This is a genomic window from Ectopseudomonas toyotomiensis (assembly GCF_900115695.1).
Taxonomy (GTDB): domain Bacteria; phylum Pseudomonadota; class Gammaproteobacteria; order Pseudomonadales; family Pseudomonadaceae; genus Aquipseudomonas; species Aquipseudomonas toyotomiensis.
In genome coordinates this window covers 403,717-419,801 of sequence record NZ_FOXK01000004.1, presented here as the reverse complement: position 1 = coordinate 419,801, position 16,085 = coordinate 403,717, and the positions used below count along the sequence as shown (strand labels likewise).

Annotated in this window: 16 protein-coding genes; 10 read left to right on the top strand and 6 right to left on the bottom strand. The window is 62.8% G+C overall.

The annotated features are described in order from the left end of the window. Positions 1-46: 46 nt before the first annotated feature. The 4 genes from BM186_RS10720 (at position 47) to gntR (ending at position 4,763) form a co-directional block, all read left to right on the top strand. Positions 47-1,168: a gluconokinase, GntK/IdnK-type gene (locus BM186_RS10720; protein WP_072423869.1), complete on the top strand. Its 1,122-nt coding sequence runs from the start codon at positions 47-49 to the stop codon at positions 1,166-1,168. A gap of 49 nt (positions 1,169-1,217) precedes the next feature. Beyond that, positions 1,218-2,495, top strand: a complete 1,278-nt coding sequence (locus BM186_RS10715) for a TRAP transporter large permease (protein ID WP_072423870.1) — start codon at positions 1,218-1,220, stop codon at positions 2,493-2,495. A gap of 57 nt (positions 2,496-2,552) precedes the next feature. Further along, the gene (locus BM186_RS10710; RefSeq protein WP_074915204.1) at positions 2,553-3,566 is read left to right on the top strand and encodes a TRAP transporter substrate-binding protein; all 1,014 of its coding nucleotides are present in this window, start codon (positions 2,553-2,555) and stop codon (positions 3,564-3,566) included. A gap of 177 nt (positions 3,567-3,743) precedes the next feature. Beyond that, positions 3,744-4,763 (top strand): HTH-type transcriptional regulator GntR, encoded by a 1,020-nt coding sequence (gene gntR / locus BM186_RS10705; protein ID WP_017676780.1) that lies wholly within the window; start codon positions 3,744-3,746, stop codon positions 4,761-4,763. 3 nt (positions 4,764-4,766) lie between these two features. Here gntR and BM186_RS10700 read toward each other — a convergent pair whose 3' ends face one another. Then, on the bottom strand, positions 4,767-5,798 hold the full coding sequence (locus tag BM186_RS10700) for a lipase secretion chaperone (RefSeq protein WP_074915202.1): 1,032 nt from the start codon (positions 5,796-5,798) through the stop codon (positions 4,767-4,769). A 127-nt stretch (positions 5,799-5,925) separates the two neighbouring features. Next, positions 5,926-6,879, bottom strand: a complete 954-nt coding sequence (locus BM186_RS10695) for a triacylglycerol lipase (RefSeq protein ID WP_017676782.1) — start codon at positions 6,877-6,879, stop codon at positions 5,926-5,928. Between the two features lie 512 nt (positions 6,880-7,391). Between BM186_RS10695 and BM186_RS10690 the strand changes: the two genes are divergently transcribed. Beyond that, entirely contained in the window at positions 7,392-7,700 is a 309-nt protein-coding gene (locus BM186_RS10690; RefSeq protein ID WP_017676783.1) for a hypothetical protein, read from the top strand. Positions 7,701-7,798: 98 nt separating this feature from the next. Here the strand turns inward: BM186_RS10690 and greB are convergent, their stop codons facing one another. Genes greB through BM186_RS10675 form a run of 3 tightly spaced genes read right to left on the bottom strand, consistent with a single transcriptional unit; the run spans position 7,799 to position 11,538 of the window. Then, positions 7,799-8,296 (bottom strand): transcription elongation factor GreB, encoded by a 498-nt coding sequence (gene greB, locus BM186_RS10685; protein WP_003460007.1) that lies wholly within the window; start codon positions 8,294-8,296, stop codon positions 7,799-7,801. Between the two features lie 54 nt (positions 8,297-8,350). Then, a complete protein-coding gene (locus BM186_RS10680; protein WP_074915201.1) occupies positions 8,351-10,855 on the bottom strand; it encodes an ABC transporter permease in 2,505 nt (834 codons plus the stop codon). Further along, the gene (locus tag BM186_RS10675) at positions 10,855-11,538 is read right to left on the bottom strand and encodes an ABC transporter ATP-binding protein (RefSeq protein ID WP_072423874.1); all 684 of its coding nucleotides are present in this window, start codon (positions 11,536-11,538) and stop codon (positions 10,855-10,857) included. The genes BM186_RS10680 and BM186_RS10675 overlap by 1 nt, the downstream gene beginning before the upstream one ends. An 11-nt stretch (positions 11,539-11,549) precedes the next feature. On the opposite strand from BM186_RS10675, the gene BM186_RS10670 reads away from it, so the two are divergent. The 3 genes from BM186_RS10670 to BM186_RS10660 all read left to right on the top strand — a co-directional run bounded on the left by BM186_RS10670 (position 11,550) and on the right by BM186_RS10660 (position 13,553). Next, the gene (locus tag BM186_RS10670; protein ID WP_074915199.1) at positions 11,550-12,155 is read left to right on the top strand and encodes an arylesterase; all 606 of its coding nucleotides are present in this window, start codon (positions 11,550-11,552) and stop codon (positions 12,153-12,155) included. Between the two features lie 89 nt (positions 12,156-12,244). Further along, on the top strand, positions 12,245-12,526 hold the full coding sequence (locus BM186_RS10665) for a hypothetical protein (RefSeq protein ID WP_074915198.1): 282 nt from the start codon (positions 12,245-12,247) through the stop codon (positions 12,524-12,526). A 70-nt stretch (positions 12,527-12,596) separates the two neighbouring features. Then, the gene (locus BM186_RS10660) at positions 12,597-13,553 is read left to right on the top strand and encodes a L,D-transpeptidase family protein (protein WP_074915196.1); all 957 of its coding nucleotides are present in this window, start codon (positions 12,597-12,599) and stop codon (positions 13,551-13,553) included. A gap of 153 nt (positions 13,554-13,706) precedes the next feature. On the opposite strand, the gene oprI is transcribed toward BM186_RS10660, so the two are convergent. Further along, positions 13,707-13,958 carry an outer membrane lipoprotei OprI gene (oprI, locus tag BM186_RS10655; protein ID WP_003239826.1) on the bottom strand — a complete coding sequence of 84 codons (252 nt, stop codon included), beginning with the start codon at positions 13,956-13,958 and terminating at the stop codon, positions 13,707-13,709. Positions 13,959-14,229: 271 nt separating this feature from the next. On the opposite strand from oprI, the gene BM186_RS10650 reads away from it, so the two are divergent. Continuing rightward, positions 14,230-15,603: a GntP family permease gene (locus tag BM186_RS10650; RefSeq protein WP_072424205.1), complete on the top strand. Its 1,374-nt coding sequence runs from the start codon at positions 14,230-14,232 to the stop codon at positions 15,601-15,603. 145 nt (positions 15,604-15,748) lie between these two features. Continuing rightward, on the top strand, positions 15,749-16,021 hold the full coding sequence (locus tag BM186_RS10645; protein WP_017676791.1) for a GNAT family N-acetyltransferase: 273 nt from the start codon (positions 15,749-15,751) through the stop codon (positions 16,019-16,021). Positions 16,022-16,085: the final 64 nt, after the last annotated feature.

The following is a 16,085-nucleotide window of genomic DNA, read 5'->3' as shown; positions in this document are numbered from 1 at the left end:
ATCAAACAATGAGCGGTGCCACCTCGATGGTGCCCATGGAGTTCCCATGCAACAGCAGCCTTGCGCATTGCCTGCCCGTACCACCCTGGTGGTCATGGGGGTCAGTGGCTCCGGCAAGAGCGAGATCAGCCAGGCGGTCGCCACCGCACTCGGTTGGCGCCATATCGAAGCCGATCATTTCCATCCTCCCGAAAACGTAGCGCGCATGCGCGCGGGCATCCCACTGAGTGACGAAGACCGTCGCCACTGGCTGGATGCGCTGTGCGAGCAGATGCTGGCCGCGCAGGCCGCGGGTGAATGTTTCGTACTGGCTTGCTCGGCGCTCAAGCGCGCTTACCGCGAGCGCCTGCGTCAGTCGGTTCCGGGGTTGCAGTTCGTGCACCTGGATATCGACCACGCCACCGCGGTGCAACGTGTCGGCGCTCGGCCCGGACATTTCATGCCGACTTCGCTGGTCGACAGCCAGTTCGCCACCCTCGAAAGCCCGGCAGGCGAACCATACGTACGAGTCGTCGATGCGCAGCAGTCGCGGCAAGCGTTGGTGGCCGACATTCAGGCTTGGGTACGTCGCGAAGCGGTGGAGGCCGTGTCGAGCCAGGCTCAGGATATGCTCGATAGCGAAATTGATAGCGCTAACCAGGCGGCTCAGCTAGGCGCCGAGCCGATCTACGAAGGCCGCATCGCGCGCATGTTCGATCGCCTGACCGATGGGCTGATGGCGGTTCTGATGGCCTTCATGGTGGTGGCGGTGTTTACCAATGTGGTGCTGCGCTACGCCTTCGGCACCGGCTGGCCGGGTGCCGAGGAGCTTTCACGGCTGGCGTTCGTCTGGCTGGTCTTCGTCGGTGTGGCCTCTGGTATGCGCCGCGGCGAGCTGATGACCTTCCGCATGATTCGCGACCGCTTCCCGCTGCTGGCGCAGCGATTGGTGGATTCACTGAGCTGGATTCTCGTGGCAGGAGCGAGCCTGCTCTCGGCCTTGGGTGCCTGGAATCAGGTGCAGTTCGGCTGGGGCAATGTCAGTACCGTGGTCGGTTATCCGGTGGTGCTGGCGATGCTGCCGGTGCTGGCGAGCATGCTGGTGCTGGCGATTCTGGCGGTGGTGCAGTTGGTCAACCTCTGGCGGCGTACGCCGCAGGTGAGGCTGACCCAGGCTCACGTCGAATGATGCTGGCCCAATTCCAACAATACGGGCACTGCCCAGCGAGGACCTGCCGATGACTGTCGCGGTATTTCTTTCTTCCCTGCTGGGGTTCATGGCATTCGGCATGCCCATCGCCTTCGCCCTGATCCTCACCGCGGCCGTACTGATGTGGTACCTGGATTTCTGGGACGTGCAGTTGCTGGCGCAGAACCTGCTCGCCGGCGCTGACAGCTTCCCGCTGCTGGCGGTGCCGTTCTTCATACTGGCTGGCGAACTGATGAACGCCGGCGGTATTTCCCGGCGCATCATCGCCATGGCGCAGGCCTACTTTGGCCACCTGCGCGGAGGCCTCGGTTACGTTGCCATTGCGGCCGCCGTGCTACTGGCCAGTATGTCCGGTTCGGCACTGGCCGATACCGCGGCACTGGCCACCTTGCTGTTGCCGATGATGCGCCAGCGCGGTTATCCGGTGCATTCCTCGGCGGGACTGGTAGCCGCTGGCGGCATCATCGCGCCGATCATTCCGCCATCGATGCCGTTCGTGATCTATGGCGTGGTCACCAACACCTCCATCAGCCAGCTGTTCATGGCAGGTCTGGTGCCGGGGCTGATCATGGGCGCAGGTCTGATCATTGCCTGGACTCTGATCGCCCGGGGTTTCACCGAGCCAACGCCACCCAAGGCCAGCGCCGCCGAGCGTCGTCGGGTGCTGATCGACGGTGCTGCGGCGCTGATGTTGCCGGTAATCATCGTCGGTGGTCTGCGCTTCGGTATCTTCACCCCTACCGAAGCGGCGGTGGTCGCTGCGGTCTACGCCTTGGCCGTTTCCACCTTGCTCTACCGCGAGCTGAGCTGGGGCGATCTGATGGAAACCCTGACCCGCGCCAGCCGCACCACGGCGTCGGTGATGTTCCTGTGCGCCGCTGCCACGGTATCGGCCTACATGATCACCCTGGCGCAGTTACCGGACGAGATTGGCGCCATGCTCGGGCCGTTGGCCGAACACCCGCGACTGCTGGTGCTGGCGATCATGCTGCTGATGATCGCAGTGGGCATGGTGCTCGACCTGACCCCGACCATCCTGATTCTGGCACCGGTACTGGCTCCCATCGCGATCAAGGCCGGTGTCGATCCGGTGTACTTCGGCGTGATGTTTGTGCTGATCGGCTCCATCGGCCTGATCACGCCGCCTGTGGGCACCGTGCTTAACGTCGTCGGTGGTATCGGCAAGTTGCGCATGGAAGTGCTGGTACGCGGCGTCATGCCGTTCTTCCTGATTTACCTGATCATCGTCGCGATGCTGGTGGCGTTTCCGTCCATCGTCACCGTGCCGCTGGCCTGGCTGCGCTGAGTTGACCTGACGGCGTTGGCGCGCCGACATCATTCACAACAATAAGAGGTAGACCCGATGAAACGTCCACTGCTCGCCATCCTCACCGCTGCCATGCTGTGCAGTCCGCTCGCCAGTTTCACCGTCCATGCCGATGACGTGCGCTCACGCATGATCCGCTTCGGTTACGGTCTCAACGAGAACAGCAATCAGGGCCGCGCGGCCAAGTTGTTCGCCGAGGAGGTCGCCAAGGCCTCCGACGGCAAGCTGAAGGTGCGTACCTTCGGTGCCGCCAGCCTGGGCTCGGATGATCAGATGCAGAGTGCGCTGATTGGCGGCGCGCAGGAAATGATGGTCGGTTCCACCGCGACCCTGGTGGGCATCACCAAGGAAATGGCGGTGTGGGACACGCCTTTCCTGTTCAGCAGTGCCGAGCAGGCCGATGCCGTGCTCGACGGCCCGGTGGGCCGCCAGGTAATGGACAAGCTGGAAGAGAAGGGCCTGGTCGGCTTGGTGTACTGGGAGAACGGCTTCCGCAACCTGACCAACAACACGCGGCCGATCAGCAGGCTGGAGGACCTCTCCGGCGTCAAACTGCGCGTGATGCCCAACCCGGTATTCCTCGAGACCTTCAAACTGATGGGCGCCAATGCCGTGCCGCTACCATTCTCCGAGCTGTTCACCGCGCTGGAGACCAAGGCCGTCGACGGCCAGGAAAATCCCTTCAACACCATTCTTTCCTCGAAATTCTACGAGGTGCAGAAGTACCTGACCGTGACCAACCACGTGTACAGCCCGTGGATCGTCACCGTGTCCAAGCGCTGGTGGGATGGCCTGTCGCAAACCGAGCAGAACATCCTGCTGGAAGCGGCGAAGAAGGCGCGTGACTTCGAGCGTAAGGACACCCGCGAGGAAGCTGCCCGTGCCCTGGCCGAGCTGAAAGACAAGGGTATGCAGATCAACGAAGTGGAAGCGGCGCAAGTGCAGCGCATGCGTGAGCAGGCCGCGCCAGCGATCCAGAAGGTCGTCGACACAGTCGGTCAGCAACTGTTCGATCAGGTGCAGGCTGAGGCCGAAAAGGCCGCTCTATAAGGGCTTGCCCAGGATTGGCGCGCTCAGTGCGCCGCTGATTCTGGGCAGGTTCGCAGTTTCGCGGGGCACGCAGGTGGTAACGCTCCTTGCATGGTGGCGTTACCCCGGGCGGCGTGTCCCGCGCTTTATTCCCCGGTGGGGCTGGTAGAATCGGCCGCTGAAATCATTGGAGGCGCTATGAGCCAACGCCGTCGCCGGTCCGCAGAACGTGTCACCTTGTCCGACGTGGCCAAGGCCGCGGGCTGCTCGTTGATGTCCGCTTCGCGCGCGCTGTCGCAGCCGGGGCGGGTGTCCGATGCGTTGCGCGAGCAGGTGATGCGCGCGGCCCAGGCGCTGGGTTACGTGCCTAATCCGGCTGCGCGGGCATTGGCCAGTTCACGCTCGAACCTGGTGGCGGTAGTTATCCCGTCGCTGTCGAACTCGGTGTTCGTCGATACCGTGGAGGCCATCCAGCGGGTGCTGATGCCGGCCGGCTTCGAAATGATGATCGGCGTCAGTCATTACCGGGTCGAGGAGGATGAGCGTCTATTGCGTTCCTATCTGGCGCACCAGCCAGCGGGGCTGCTGCTCACTGGCTTCGAGCGCAGCGATGCGGCGCGCGAAATCCTCGGTGCCAGCAGTTGCCCATTGGTGACGTTGATGGAATTGAGCGAGGAGCCGGAGGATTACTGCGTCGGCTTCTCTCAGGTCGAAGCGGGGGCCGCGATGACCCGTGCCCTGGTGCAGCGTGGTTACCGCCATATCGCCTTCGCCGCAGCGCAGCTTGACCCACGCACCCTGCAGCGCGCAGAAGGCTACCGTCAGGTGATGCGCTACCTCAATCGACATGATCCGGCGTTGGAGTTGCTGACACCGCAGTTGTCATCCATCGGCTTGGGCGCCGAGTTGCTCGATCGCCTGCTGGCACAGCAGCCGCAGATCGATGCGGTGTTCTTCAACAACGACGACCTGGCCATGGGCGCGCTGTTCCGCGCGCGTCAGTTGGGTCTGGACGTGCCGGGACGCCTGGCCATCGCCGGTTTCAACGATTTGCCAGCTGCAGCCTGGATGCATCCGGCCTTGAGTACCGTGCGTACCACCCGTGGTCGTGTCGGTGAGCTGGCGGCGAACATGCTGCTGGCGCTGATGCGTGGCGAAACGCCGGAGCAGCACTGCATCGACGTCGGCTTCGAACTGGTGATGCGCGACAGCGCCTGAGGTCTACTGCTTCTTGTTGGCCGCCGCCAATTGCTCGGCGGCGTCCAGGCGCAGGCGTTCACGCTCATCGAAACGTTCTGCTGCCAGGGCCTCGATCGCCACGCGCTTGTCGCTGTTGCTGAGCCCCTCATTGGCCTGAATCTTCGTCTTGGCGGTGATGTAGTCATCCAGACGTCGCTGCCAGTTCTGTCGTTGGCTATCCAGCGCCTCCAGGCGCGTGGTGGCTTCGGCGCCTACCAACTGCTGACGCATCTGGCGGATCTGCGCCGCGCTGGCGCCTTCGGCCTGCAGGCGTGCGGTGTGCTGCCGCAGTTCCTGCTGCAACTGCGGCAGTACGGCGTCCTGCAGCTCTTCAGGCAGGGATGCGCGCAGGCGGTCGATGGCAACGCCTCTTTCCTCTGCGCTCATTGTGCTGTCGTGCTGGATGGCCAGGCGCTCCAGAGTGAAGCGATTGTAGCCTTCCTCACGGGCGAAGAAGGCCTGGTGGGTTTCGCTGTCGAACAACCTTGCGCGCAGGGCCTGCACGGCGGTCTCGCGCTGGCGCATGGCGTCCAGGCTGGCCATTTGTGGCAGGTCGCGCTCCAGCAGCACCAGCTCTCGCTTGTAGCTCAGGTATTGCTCCAGCAGTGCCTGCGCGCGGGCTCGTGCAGGTTCCTGCAATTGGCTGTCAATGTAATTGCGCAGGCGTGACACGCTGGCATCCAGGCTTTCCTCGCCGATGCTGGCGAGGAAGTAATCGAAGATCCGGCGGATGTCTTCGCTGATGATCAGATTGCCGGCAGCGTCCACGCGAAAGCTGCCGTCGACTTCGGTGCCGACGAAGGAGCTGGGCAGGGTCGGCGTCGTGGCCTTCTTCTGCGTTTTTTGGTTGGTCGCTGTTAAGGCCTCTGCAGCCGGGGCCGGTCCAGGCTGCGTAGCCTTGGCAGTGGCGGCGGGAGGCATGAATTGGGTCGGTTGGTGTCCGGGTTGCAGGTAAAGCATCAACGCCAGGCCGGCAACGATCAGTAAAGGCAGGGCGAACAGGGTTTTCTTCACGGCAGGTTCCAGTAAGGCGTTCGAACCATTGCTCAGCGCTGGTACCTCGCAGGGTGCGCCGAGCGCACCGAAATGCCGACGTTCCCAGCATCCGGTGCGCGCGGCGCACCCTACGAAGCGCAGCAGTTCAGAGCCCGGCGTTCTTCAGGCGGTTGGCGTGCTGGCGATAGACAGTCACCGGGTCGGTCTCGAACAGACTGGTCAGGCCCAGGGTCTGGTTGACCTCGTCGAGATGGTTCATTCGGTAGTTGTCACGAATCACCTGGCCCATGCGCGAGCTGCAGCGGCCGACCAGACCGTCGTTGGCTTCGTTGCCGAAGGTCAGTGAGGAGGCGCCCATCAGCAGGTCGCTCGGGTCGAGCAGGTTGGTCAGCGGGCTGGTGCCGCTCCAGGAGTAATAGCGCACGCCGTTGACGCTATAGGCACCTTCGCCGCAGGCGCTGGTGGGTATGCCTTGTGGGAACTTGGCATTGAAGCGTGCTGCACCCTCGCTGTTGAGCGACTCCAGCGAGCCCAACGCATTCTGTGGGGTGGTACTGGAACTGCCGGAGAGGAAGTTGATCAGCGTCCCCAGTCCGTTGACGATGCCAACCAGCAGCGGGGTGGCGACCGGACCTGCCGGGCCGTCGCTGATGCCCTTGAGGAAGTCGGCGGTGGCCGAACCCTTGTGCGGTGCACCGACGCTGGTGACCGATGCCACCAGATCCGGGCGTACGGCGGCGACGTACCGGGTGGTTGGGCCGCCATGGCTGTGGCCGATCAGGTTGACCTTGCCTTTACCGCTGATGGCGACGATGTCCTCGACCTGCTGCAGCAATTGCTCGCCGCGCGCTTCGGAGGTGTCCAACTGGCTGACTTCGGTGACATAGACACTGGCACCGTCACGGCGCAGTGCCGCCGGGATGCCATACCAGTAATCGACGCCGAGGATGCTGTCGAAGCCGAGCATGCCGTGGCCGAGGACGATCGGGTACTTGGTCTGGGTGTAGCCGGATGAACCGAACCAGAAAGCCTGGGTCTGGCCGCTGGCGAGCAGGCCGGTACCGAGGCAGAGGGCGAGCAGGGTTTTATTGTTCTTCATGGGCGCTCTCGATGATTTTTGTTGAGGCAGTCAGCTGCTTCCCGCAACACAGATCACGCCCATTCCGTGGCGCGTACGGCGCAAGAGCGATGGCAGGAAACATGCCATCGTCCTGCAGATTCCAGCGAGCCCTCTATACAAGCGGTTTCCGGGATTTTCGGGCAACTTGGCGTAGATATCGTTGCGTGTTTTCTGTTACGTGGCGAAACGTCAGGTCGCGCCGAGGGCCGCAATCGATCTGGCCAGGCGGGGCGTCCATGGCCAGGAACGGGTCTTTTGAGCGGATGGAAATGCGCGGATCGACCGTCGCCCAATCGAAGGTTGGGGTCGAAGTGGGGTGCGCCTTGACAGTTTGCCGTGGGCTTCTCTAGGATGCGCCCTGCGCCGATTTAAACAGCTACTTGCGGGGCGCCACAGGGTGTTGTCATCAACGCCTGAAATTCCGCTAAAGCGCTGGTTCGGTGTCGCCTCTCACCGCTGCCCAGCGGGATTCTCGAGGCGGAGACTCGACCATGATCTGTCCCCAACCCCTTATTCGTCTGGCGCCCATCACCTCGGGCCTGCTGCTGCGCAATCCGCGCGTGCTGCTGGGCGGCAGCCACCAGCCTACCTTGCTGCGCTATCTCGAAGGCTGGCCCAAGCGCTGGGCCGGGTCGCGTGCCTTTCGCATCCAGTTCGTGCAGAACGGCGAGTCGCTGAGCCGCTTCGCGCGCGACAGCTTCGATCTGGCCGTGATCCAGGCCCCCAGCGCCGAGGACCTGGCACAAACTGTCGGTGAGCTGGTGCGGGTGGCGCGTCAGGGGCTGATTACCCGGCGCTAGCTGGGCTGTGGGGAAGTCGGCCATCTGCGTAGGAGCGAGCTCTGCTCGCGAAGCTTTTTAAACGCCATTATTGCGAGCAGAGCTCGCTTCTACAGCACCTAGGGATATTCGATCTCGACGATATAGCAGGTCTTCTCTCCACTGGGGCTGTGCACCCGCACTTCGGCGTCCAGCTCCTTGCCGACCAGGGCGCGGGCCAGAGGCGAGTCGATACTGATCAGGCCCTGTTTCAGGTCCAGCTCGTCGGGGCCGACAATGCGGTAGCGCGACTGTTCGCCGTCTTCGTCTTCGATGGTGACCCAGGCACCGAAGTACACCTTGTTCGGATCGGACGGTTTGTCGCTGACGACCTTGAGCTTCTCCAGACGCTTGGTGAGAAAGCGCACACGGCTGTCAATCTCGCGTAGCATCTTCTTGCCGTAGGTGTATTCGGCGTTCTCCGAACGATCGCCCTGCGCCGCCGCTTCGCTGACCGATTGCGTCACCTGTGGCCTGCGCACATGCCACAACTCGTGAAGTTCGGCGCGCAGTCGTGCTTCGCCCTCTGGCGTGATCAGTGGTGTACCGGCAGGGCGAGGGGGGCGATAGCGGCTCATGGTGTCTCGGGTATGAAGAGGGGCGCCAAGTTTAGCAAACCCCTCTCACGGTTCTCAGCCTTCGCGTAGCACGCTCAACGGGCTGGCATTCAGTGCGCGGCGAGTGCCGAGCACGCCAGCCAGACCGATCAGCAGGGCGCCGATCAGCGGCAGCAGAAGCAGCCAGGGGTGCGGTTGCCAGCTCATGTCGAATGCGTAGCGATAGAGCAGAAAGCTCACCAGCTCGCAGCCAAGCGCGGCCAGCAGGCCGGCAGCCGCGCCGAGCAGGCCGAACTCGGCGCGGCGAGCGCTGATCAGCAGCTTGCGTTCGGCACCCAGTGCGCGCAGCAGCGCGCCCTGGCGGATGCGTTCGTCCAGTGTCGCCTGCAGCCCAGCGAGCAGCACGGTGATGCCGGCGGCGAGTACGAACAACAGCACGTACTCGATGGCCAGGGTGACCTGAGCGAGGATGCTGCGCAGTTGCGCCAGCAGGGCGTCGACCTGCAGCAGCGTCACGCTGGGGAAGGCGCGACTGAGCGTTATGAGCTCCGCATCCTGGCCGGGCGGCAGGTAAAAGCTGGTCAGATAGGTGGCAGGCAGGTCCTGCAGGGTCTGCGGCTCGAAGATCATGTAGAAGTTGGGCTGGAAGCTGTCCCAATCCACCTGGCGCAGACTGGTCACCTGCGCGTCGCGTTCGATCCCGCCGACGTTGAAACGCAACTGGTCGCCGAGCTTCAGTTGCAGGCTTTCGGCCAGCTCGGATTCGACGGAAACGCCAGGCAGCTCGCTGGCGTGCGCAGCGCCCCACCAATTACCAGCGGTGATCAGGTTGTCGGATGGCAGGTCCTCGGCCCAGGTCAGGCTCAGGTCGCGCTGGATGGCGCGCTCGCCGCGACTTTCCTTGGTTACCAATTGGCGTACCGGCTCACCGTTGATCATGATCAGTCGGCCCGGCACCACGGGATACAGCGGGGCAGGATGCGGCGATAGCTCGGCCAGGCGTGCGGCGAACGCGTCGCGCTCGGCAGGCAGCACATTGAGGGCGAAATGATTGGGCGCGTCCTCCGGCAACTGGTCCTGCCAGGTATCGAGCAGCTCGCCGCGCAGCAGGGCGATCAGCGCCATGGCCAGCAGGATCAGGCCGAACGCCAGCGATTGCCCGGCTGCAGCCAGCGGATGGCGTAGCAGTTGGCCCAGGCCCAGGCGCCAGGGCAGGGCAGCGCGCTGCAGCAGGCGGCGCAGGCTTTGCAAGCCGAGCAACAACAGGCCGCCGAGTAGCAATGCGGCGAGTAGTCCGCCACCCAGTAATGCCAGCGTCAGGCGCAGATCCAGGCTCAGGCGCCACATGATCAAACCCAGTGCGATCAGCGCTGCACCGTAGACCAGCCAGGAGCTGGCCGGCACCGGCAGCATATCGCGGCGCAAGACGCGCAGCGGCGGCACGCGGCCGAGCGCGGCCAGCGGCGGCAGGGCGAAACCGGCCAATGCCACCAGGCCGGTGGCCATGCCGGCCAATGCGGGCCACAGGTCGGCAGGCGGCAGATCATCCGGGATCAGCCCGCGCAGCAGATAGAAGAGCACGTGTTGGCCGGCCCAGCCCAGCAGCGCGCCGATCAGGCAGGCGATCAGCCCGAGCAACGCCAGCTGCAGGCCGAACAGGGCCAACGCTTCACGCCGTGATAGCCCGAGGCAACGCAGCAGCGCGCTGGCATCGAAGCGCCTCGCCGCGAAGCGAGCGGCCGAGAGTGCTACCGCGACACCAGCGAGCAACACAGCTGCCAGGCTGGCCAGGTTCAGATAACGTTCCGCGCGGCCGAGGGCGCCGCCGACCTGGCGATTGCCATCGCGAGCGTCGTCCAGGCGCTGATTGGGTTCCAGGCCGGCTTCGACTGCCTGACGGTAGGCCGCCAGGGCATTGGCATCGCCGCGCCAGAGTTCACGAAAGCGTACACGGCTACCGGGTTGTACCACTTCAGTCGCGGCAAGGTCGTCCAGGTGCATCAGCACGCGCGGCGTCAGGCTGTAAAAGTCGCCAGCAGTGTCCGGGTCATAGGTGAGCACACGGCTCAAGCGCAGGGTTTTGGCGCCTATTTCCAGTTCATCGCCAATCTTCAGATTCAGCGCGACCATCAGGCGCGCTTCGGCCCAGACTTCTCCGGGGCGCGGGCCGGAACCCGCTTCCTCTGGTGCGTAGGGTTCGGTAGCGCTCCTCAGTTCGCCGCGCAGCGGATAAAGGCTATTGGCTGCCTTGACGCTGGCCAGCTGAATGCCTTCCTGGGCCGCCACCACACTGGAAAACTCCACCGCTTGTGCGTGATCGAGACCCAGCTTGAGCCCCGCGTCTATCTGTTCCTGGCTGGCCGGCGAGCTGCCGCTTAGACGTAGATCTGCAGCGAGAAATTCGCTGGCACGCAGCAGCATGGCGTCATTCAGGCGTGCGCTGAAATAACCGATGGCGCTGCTGGCGGCCACCGCGACCAGCAAGGCGAAGAACAGCACCCGCAACTCGCCGGCGCGGGCATCGCGCAGCAGTTGGCGTGCAGCGAGCGAAAACAGGCGAGTGACGGGCACGCGTTTCATCAGGGCTCCACGCGATCGATCAGGTGTCCGGCTTCCAGGCGAATCAGACGCTGGCAGCGGTGCGCCAGGCGCTCGTCGTGGGTGACCAGCACCAGGGTGGTACCGCGTTCCTGGTTGAGCTGAAAGAGCAGATCGCTGATGCGTTCTCCGGTGTGGCTGTCGAGGTTGCCGGTGGGCTCATCGGCGAACAGCACGTCCGGCTCTGCAGCGAAGGCGCGGGCAATGGCCACGCGCTGTTGCTCGCCACCGGATAGCTGGCGTGGGTAGTGCGTCAGACGTTGACCCAGGCCGACGCGCTCGAGCAGCGCCCGGGCACGCTGGCGCGCATCGGCGTGGCCTTCCAGCTCCAGCGGCAGCATCACGTTCTCCAGCGCGTTGAGGCTGTCGAGCAACTGGAACGACTGGAATACGAACCCCACATGCTCGGCGCGCAGGCGCGCACGCTGGTCTTCATCGAGTTCGCTGAGGTTCTTGCCGGCCAGCAGTACGGCGCCGCCGCTTGGCAGGTCCAGACCGGCGAGCAATCCGAGCAGGGTGGATTTGCCAGAGCCTGAGGCGCCGACGATGGCCAGGCTGTCGCCTTTGCTCAGTTCAAGATCGAGGTCATGGAGGATGGTCAGCTCGCCTTCCGCGCTGCTGACCACTTTGTTAAGGTTCCGCGCAGCGAGAATGCTCGAAGTCATGGAGATTCCAAATGCGTGCATGGTGGTTGAGTGGTGCCTTGACCCTGATGCTCTGGGCTCAGGGAACGGTTGCAGGCACCCTGCTTGTGGTCGGCGATAGTATCAGCGCCGCTTTTGGCCTGGATAGCCGCCAGGGCTGGGTCGCCTTGCTGGAAAAACGCCTCGAAGAAGAGGGTTTCGAGCATTCGGTGGTCAATGCCTCGATCAGTGGCGACACCAGCGCAGGCGGCGCTGCGCGGCTCTCTGCGCTGCTTGCAGAGCACAAGCCGGAACTGGTCATCATCGAGTTGGGCGGCAACGATGGTCTGCGTGGCCAGCCCCCAGCGCAATTGCAACAGAATCTTGCGTCGATGATCGATAGATCGCAGTCTGCCGGTGCCGATGTGCTGCTTCTCGGTATGCGTCTGCCACCCAACTATGGTGCGCGCTACACCACGTCTTTCGCCCAGGTTTTCGCTGATTTGGCGGAGCAGAAGAAGGTGCCGCTGGTGCCATTCTTTCTCGAGGGTGTCGGTGGTGTGCCGGGGATGATGCAGGCCGATGGCATTCACCCGACCGAGTCCGCGCAGGCGGTGTTGCTGGAGAATGTCTGGCCGACGCTCAAGCCGCTGCTGTAAGCAACTGTTTCGGCGGAAAACAGAGTAGGCACAGGCTTTTCCGCCTCAAGCCTTTCGGCTAATGTGGCCGACCTGTCACGGAGCCCCAGATGCCGCGTCCCGCCTGGTCCCTTTATGCCTACCAACTGATCGAGCCGGATGAGCAGCTGGATCTGTTCGCCTGTCGTGAGGTACGTGTACATCTGGTGGCCCGCCAGTTGCGCCTGGGCGGGTATGCTGATCGCACGCTCTGCGGTGGCTTGCTGCCGGCGCAACCGCGTTGGCGGGCGCTGGAAAAGGTCTGGTTGCGTGACCGTCGTCTGTGTCCTGCTTGCCTGGCGGCATTCGAGGCGCAGCGCCAGGGGCTGTGCTCGAATTGGGCGGATGGCTGACGTCTGCCCGGCTTGCGAACCACGGTGTACAATCGCCGCAATATCATTCAATTCTTCAAGGGACTCCCGGATGTTGTCGCGCTTTTCTGCGGTCAACCGCTGCCTGACTCTGGTCGCACTGTGCTCCAGCGCTGCGGTACAGGCACTCGAACTTCCACTGCCGCCGCCAGGCGAGGATGTGGTGGGCCAGGTACAGGTGATCAAGGCCAAGTACGAAGATACCTTCGCCGATCTGGGAACGGCCAATGATCTAGGCTATCTGGAAATGGTCGCGGCCAACCCGGGTGTCGATCCCTGGTTGCCGGGCGAGGGCAGCGAGATCATCCTGCCTACTCGCTACGTGCTGCCTCCAGGGCCGCGTGAGGGCATCGTGATCAACCTGGCCGAATATCGTCTGTATTACTTCCCGAAAGGCCAGAACGTGGTGCACACCTTCCCGCTGGGCATCGGCCGTGAGGGCTGGGGTTCGCCGCTGGGCACAGGCCGCGTGACCGTGAAAACGCCGAACCCGGCCTGGTATCCACCGAAGTCGATTCGCGAAGAGCATGCGGCCGAGGGCGACATTCTGCCCACTGTGGTGCCGCCTGGCCCGGATAACCCGCTGGGGCCGTACAAGATGACGCTGTCGTTCCCTGGCTACCTGATCCATGGCTCGAACAAGAAGTTCGGCATCGGCATGCGCGTCAGTCATGGCTGCTTCCGCATGCTCAATCACAACGTGCTGGAGCTGGCGGGTATGGTGCCGGTCGGTACGCCGGTACGCATCATCAACGAGCCCTACAAGTTTGGTGTAAGCAGCGGCAAGATCTATCTGGAAGCACATGCGCCACTGGATGATGAGGGTGACCCCTCTGTTGTCGACAAGCACACTGCGGTGATCAATGCGTTGCTCAAGCGTGACGAACTCAGCGGACTGCGCCTTGACTGGGAGATGGTCCGTGAGGTGGTTGCTGCCGAGGACGGTATGCCGGTACCTATCGCGGCGCAGACCGATAACGTGGTGGCGAGCAACGACAACCCGTTCTGATTCGGCAAAGTTGCAGAAAGCCCGCTTGCATTCGTGTACGCGGGTTTTTTATTGCCCGGCAATCAAGCTGTTCAGAGAGGGCCAGGTCATGAGCAGGCAATAAAAAAGCCGCACCAGTTGCCTGGGGCGGCTTTCGAAAAAAACGAGTCGCAATTACTTGCGGCTGGCTTTTTCCAGCATGCGCAGAGCGCGCTCGTTAGCTTCGTCAGCAGTCTGCTGAGCTTTCTGAGCAGCGGCCAGAGCTTCATCGGCCTTGCGGTAGGCTTCGTCAGCACGGGCTTGAGCGCGAGCAGCTGCGTCTTCGGTAGCAGTCAGACGAGCTTCGGTTTCTTTGGACATGCTGCTGCAACCGGTAGCCAGAACTGCGGCCAGAGCCAGAGCAGAGAATTTCAGAACGTTGTTCATCGTGTTCCCCTTGAGGTGGAGTTTTCCATAAAGAGCAATTCCCCAACTGCGGGAAATTAGCCGGCATACATACTACCTATTACTTTTAGTAAGTAAACGGAGCCAGGGCAAGAGTTGCAGTTTTTTTTCTTGCGGCAGGACGCCGAAGGATAGAGCCTGCGTGGGCTGGCTAAAAAATAGTCAGTTACGCATTCGATACAGTGCAGCGGTTGTACGAGCTGTTATAACTGTCCCGGTTTTCAAACTAAAACAATAAAAGAGGGAGATGCAGATGCTTGGGAATCTGGGGCTTTTGCTGGGCTTGTCGCTACTAATTTTCATGGCGTTGCGCGGGGTGAACATATTCATCGCCGCATTGCTGTGTTCGATTCTGGTGGCTCTCACCAATGGCGTCGCCGTATCAGGTGCATTGCTCGAGCACTTTCCATTCGGCCCGTTGGGCGCATTCACCTTTGCTGGCAAGTTCTTCGTGCTGTTTCTCTGTGGTGCGATCTTCGGCAAGGTCATGGCGGCCAGCCAGGCAGCCAGCAGTATTGCGCAGGCCATTACCCGCGGCCTGGGCACGCAGCGTACGCTCTGGGTGGCGATGCTGGTGTGTGCGGTTCTCACCTATGGCGGGGTGGTGGTATTCGTGGTGATCTTCACCATGTATCCGCTGGGCATCACCCTGATGCGCGAGGCCAATCTACCCAAACGATTGTTCTGTGCCGCCACTGCACTGGGGGCGGGAACCTTCACCATGACGGCCTTGCCTGGCTCACCGTCGATTCATAATGTGATCGCAGCCAGTGCGCTGGGCACCGACCTGTTCGCCGGCGCCTGGATTGGTCTGTTCGCCTCGCTGGTGATGATCGCTCTGGGCATGGCCTATCTGCAGCGCGAATGGCGCCTGGCGCGCGAGCGAGGCGAGGGGTTTGAGCCGAACGCGCAGGACGAGCGTATGCAGCAGCTTGCCGGTGTGCCGGGTAGCGGTCCACATTGGGGTATGGCGTTGGTGCCGATCATCGTGGTGTTGGGGATCATTCTCCTGCCGCGTCTGCTCGCTCTGTCTGGTGCAGCTGTGCCAGGTGCGGGGGCGCTGGGTGGGCTGTTGGCCTTCAGTCAGGCGCAGCCGATTCTCTGGCCCAGTCTGGCCCTGGTGATCGCTACCGGGGTGGCTGTGCTGATGTTTCCGGCGTTGCGCCGCAATACCGTCGGCTTGCTGGGGCAGGGGGCTGACGATGCAATCATGCCGCTGCTCAATACCGCTGCGGTGATCGGCTTTGGCGGGGTGGTTACTCAGACCGCAGGTTTCGCCCAATTCGCTCAATGGATACTGGGGGTGGATCTGCCGCCGCTGTTGTCGGTGTTCGCCTCGGTCAGTGTGGTCTCGGGGATCGTCGGTTCGTCGTCTGGTGGCCTGCAGATTTTCATGCAGACGCTGGCGCCGCGGTATCTCGAGATGGGTGTAGAGCCCGAGGTGCTGCACCGTATCGCCAACATCACCGCTGGCGGGCTCGATTCGCTACCGCATTGCGGAGCGGTGATCGCGATGCTGATGATCATGGGGCTGACTCACAAGCAGGCATACAAGGATATCTTCGTCATCACGGTACTTATCCCGGTGATTGCGGCTCTGCTCTGCATTGCAGTCTTGAGCTTCTGATTGCTCGTGGCTGGGCAGTTCGGCGGCTGATAAGCTTGGCCAATGGCGTGGCCGGAAGTGGCAGCGGAATTTGCGCTTTTGCCAAAGCACCGGTATGAAGTAAAAATAGATGCGCCGCTAACGGTTTGCGGCTAGAGGAGTGAAGATGAGCGACGGGTTGTCCATCCACCATGACCAGGCGAGTCACCAGTTCGTGACCACCGTCGACGGTGATCGTGCCTATCTGGCCTATATGGATCTGGGCAAGCAGACGCTGGACATCTATCGCACCTTCGTACCCAACGGCCTGCGCGGCCGTGGCATCGCCGCCGCGCTGACCGAACATGCCCTGCAATATGCCGAAGGCAAGGGCTACACGGTGATTCCGTCGTGCTCTTATGTCGAGCGCTACATGGAGCGACGTTCGCGTCACCAGTAGGAGACTGTTCGGGGGCTGAAGCCCACCCTGCGTGTGAATGCGGATACAAAAACGCCGGGCAATG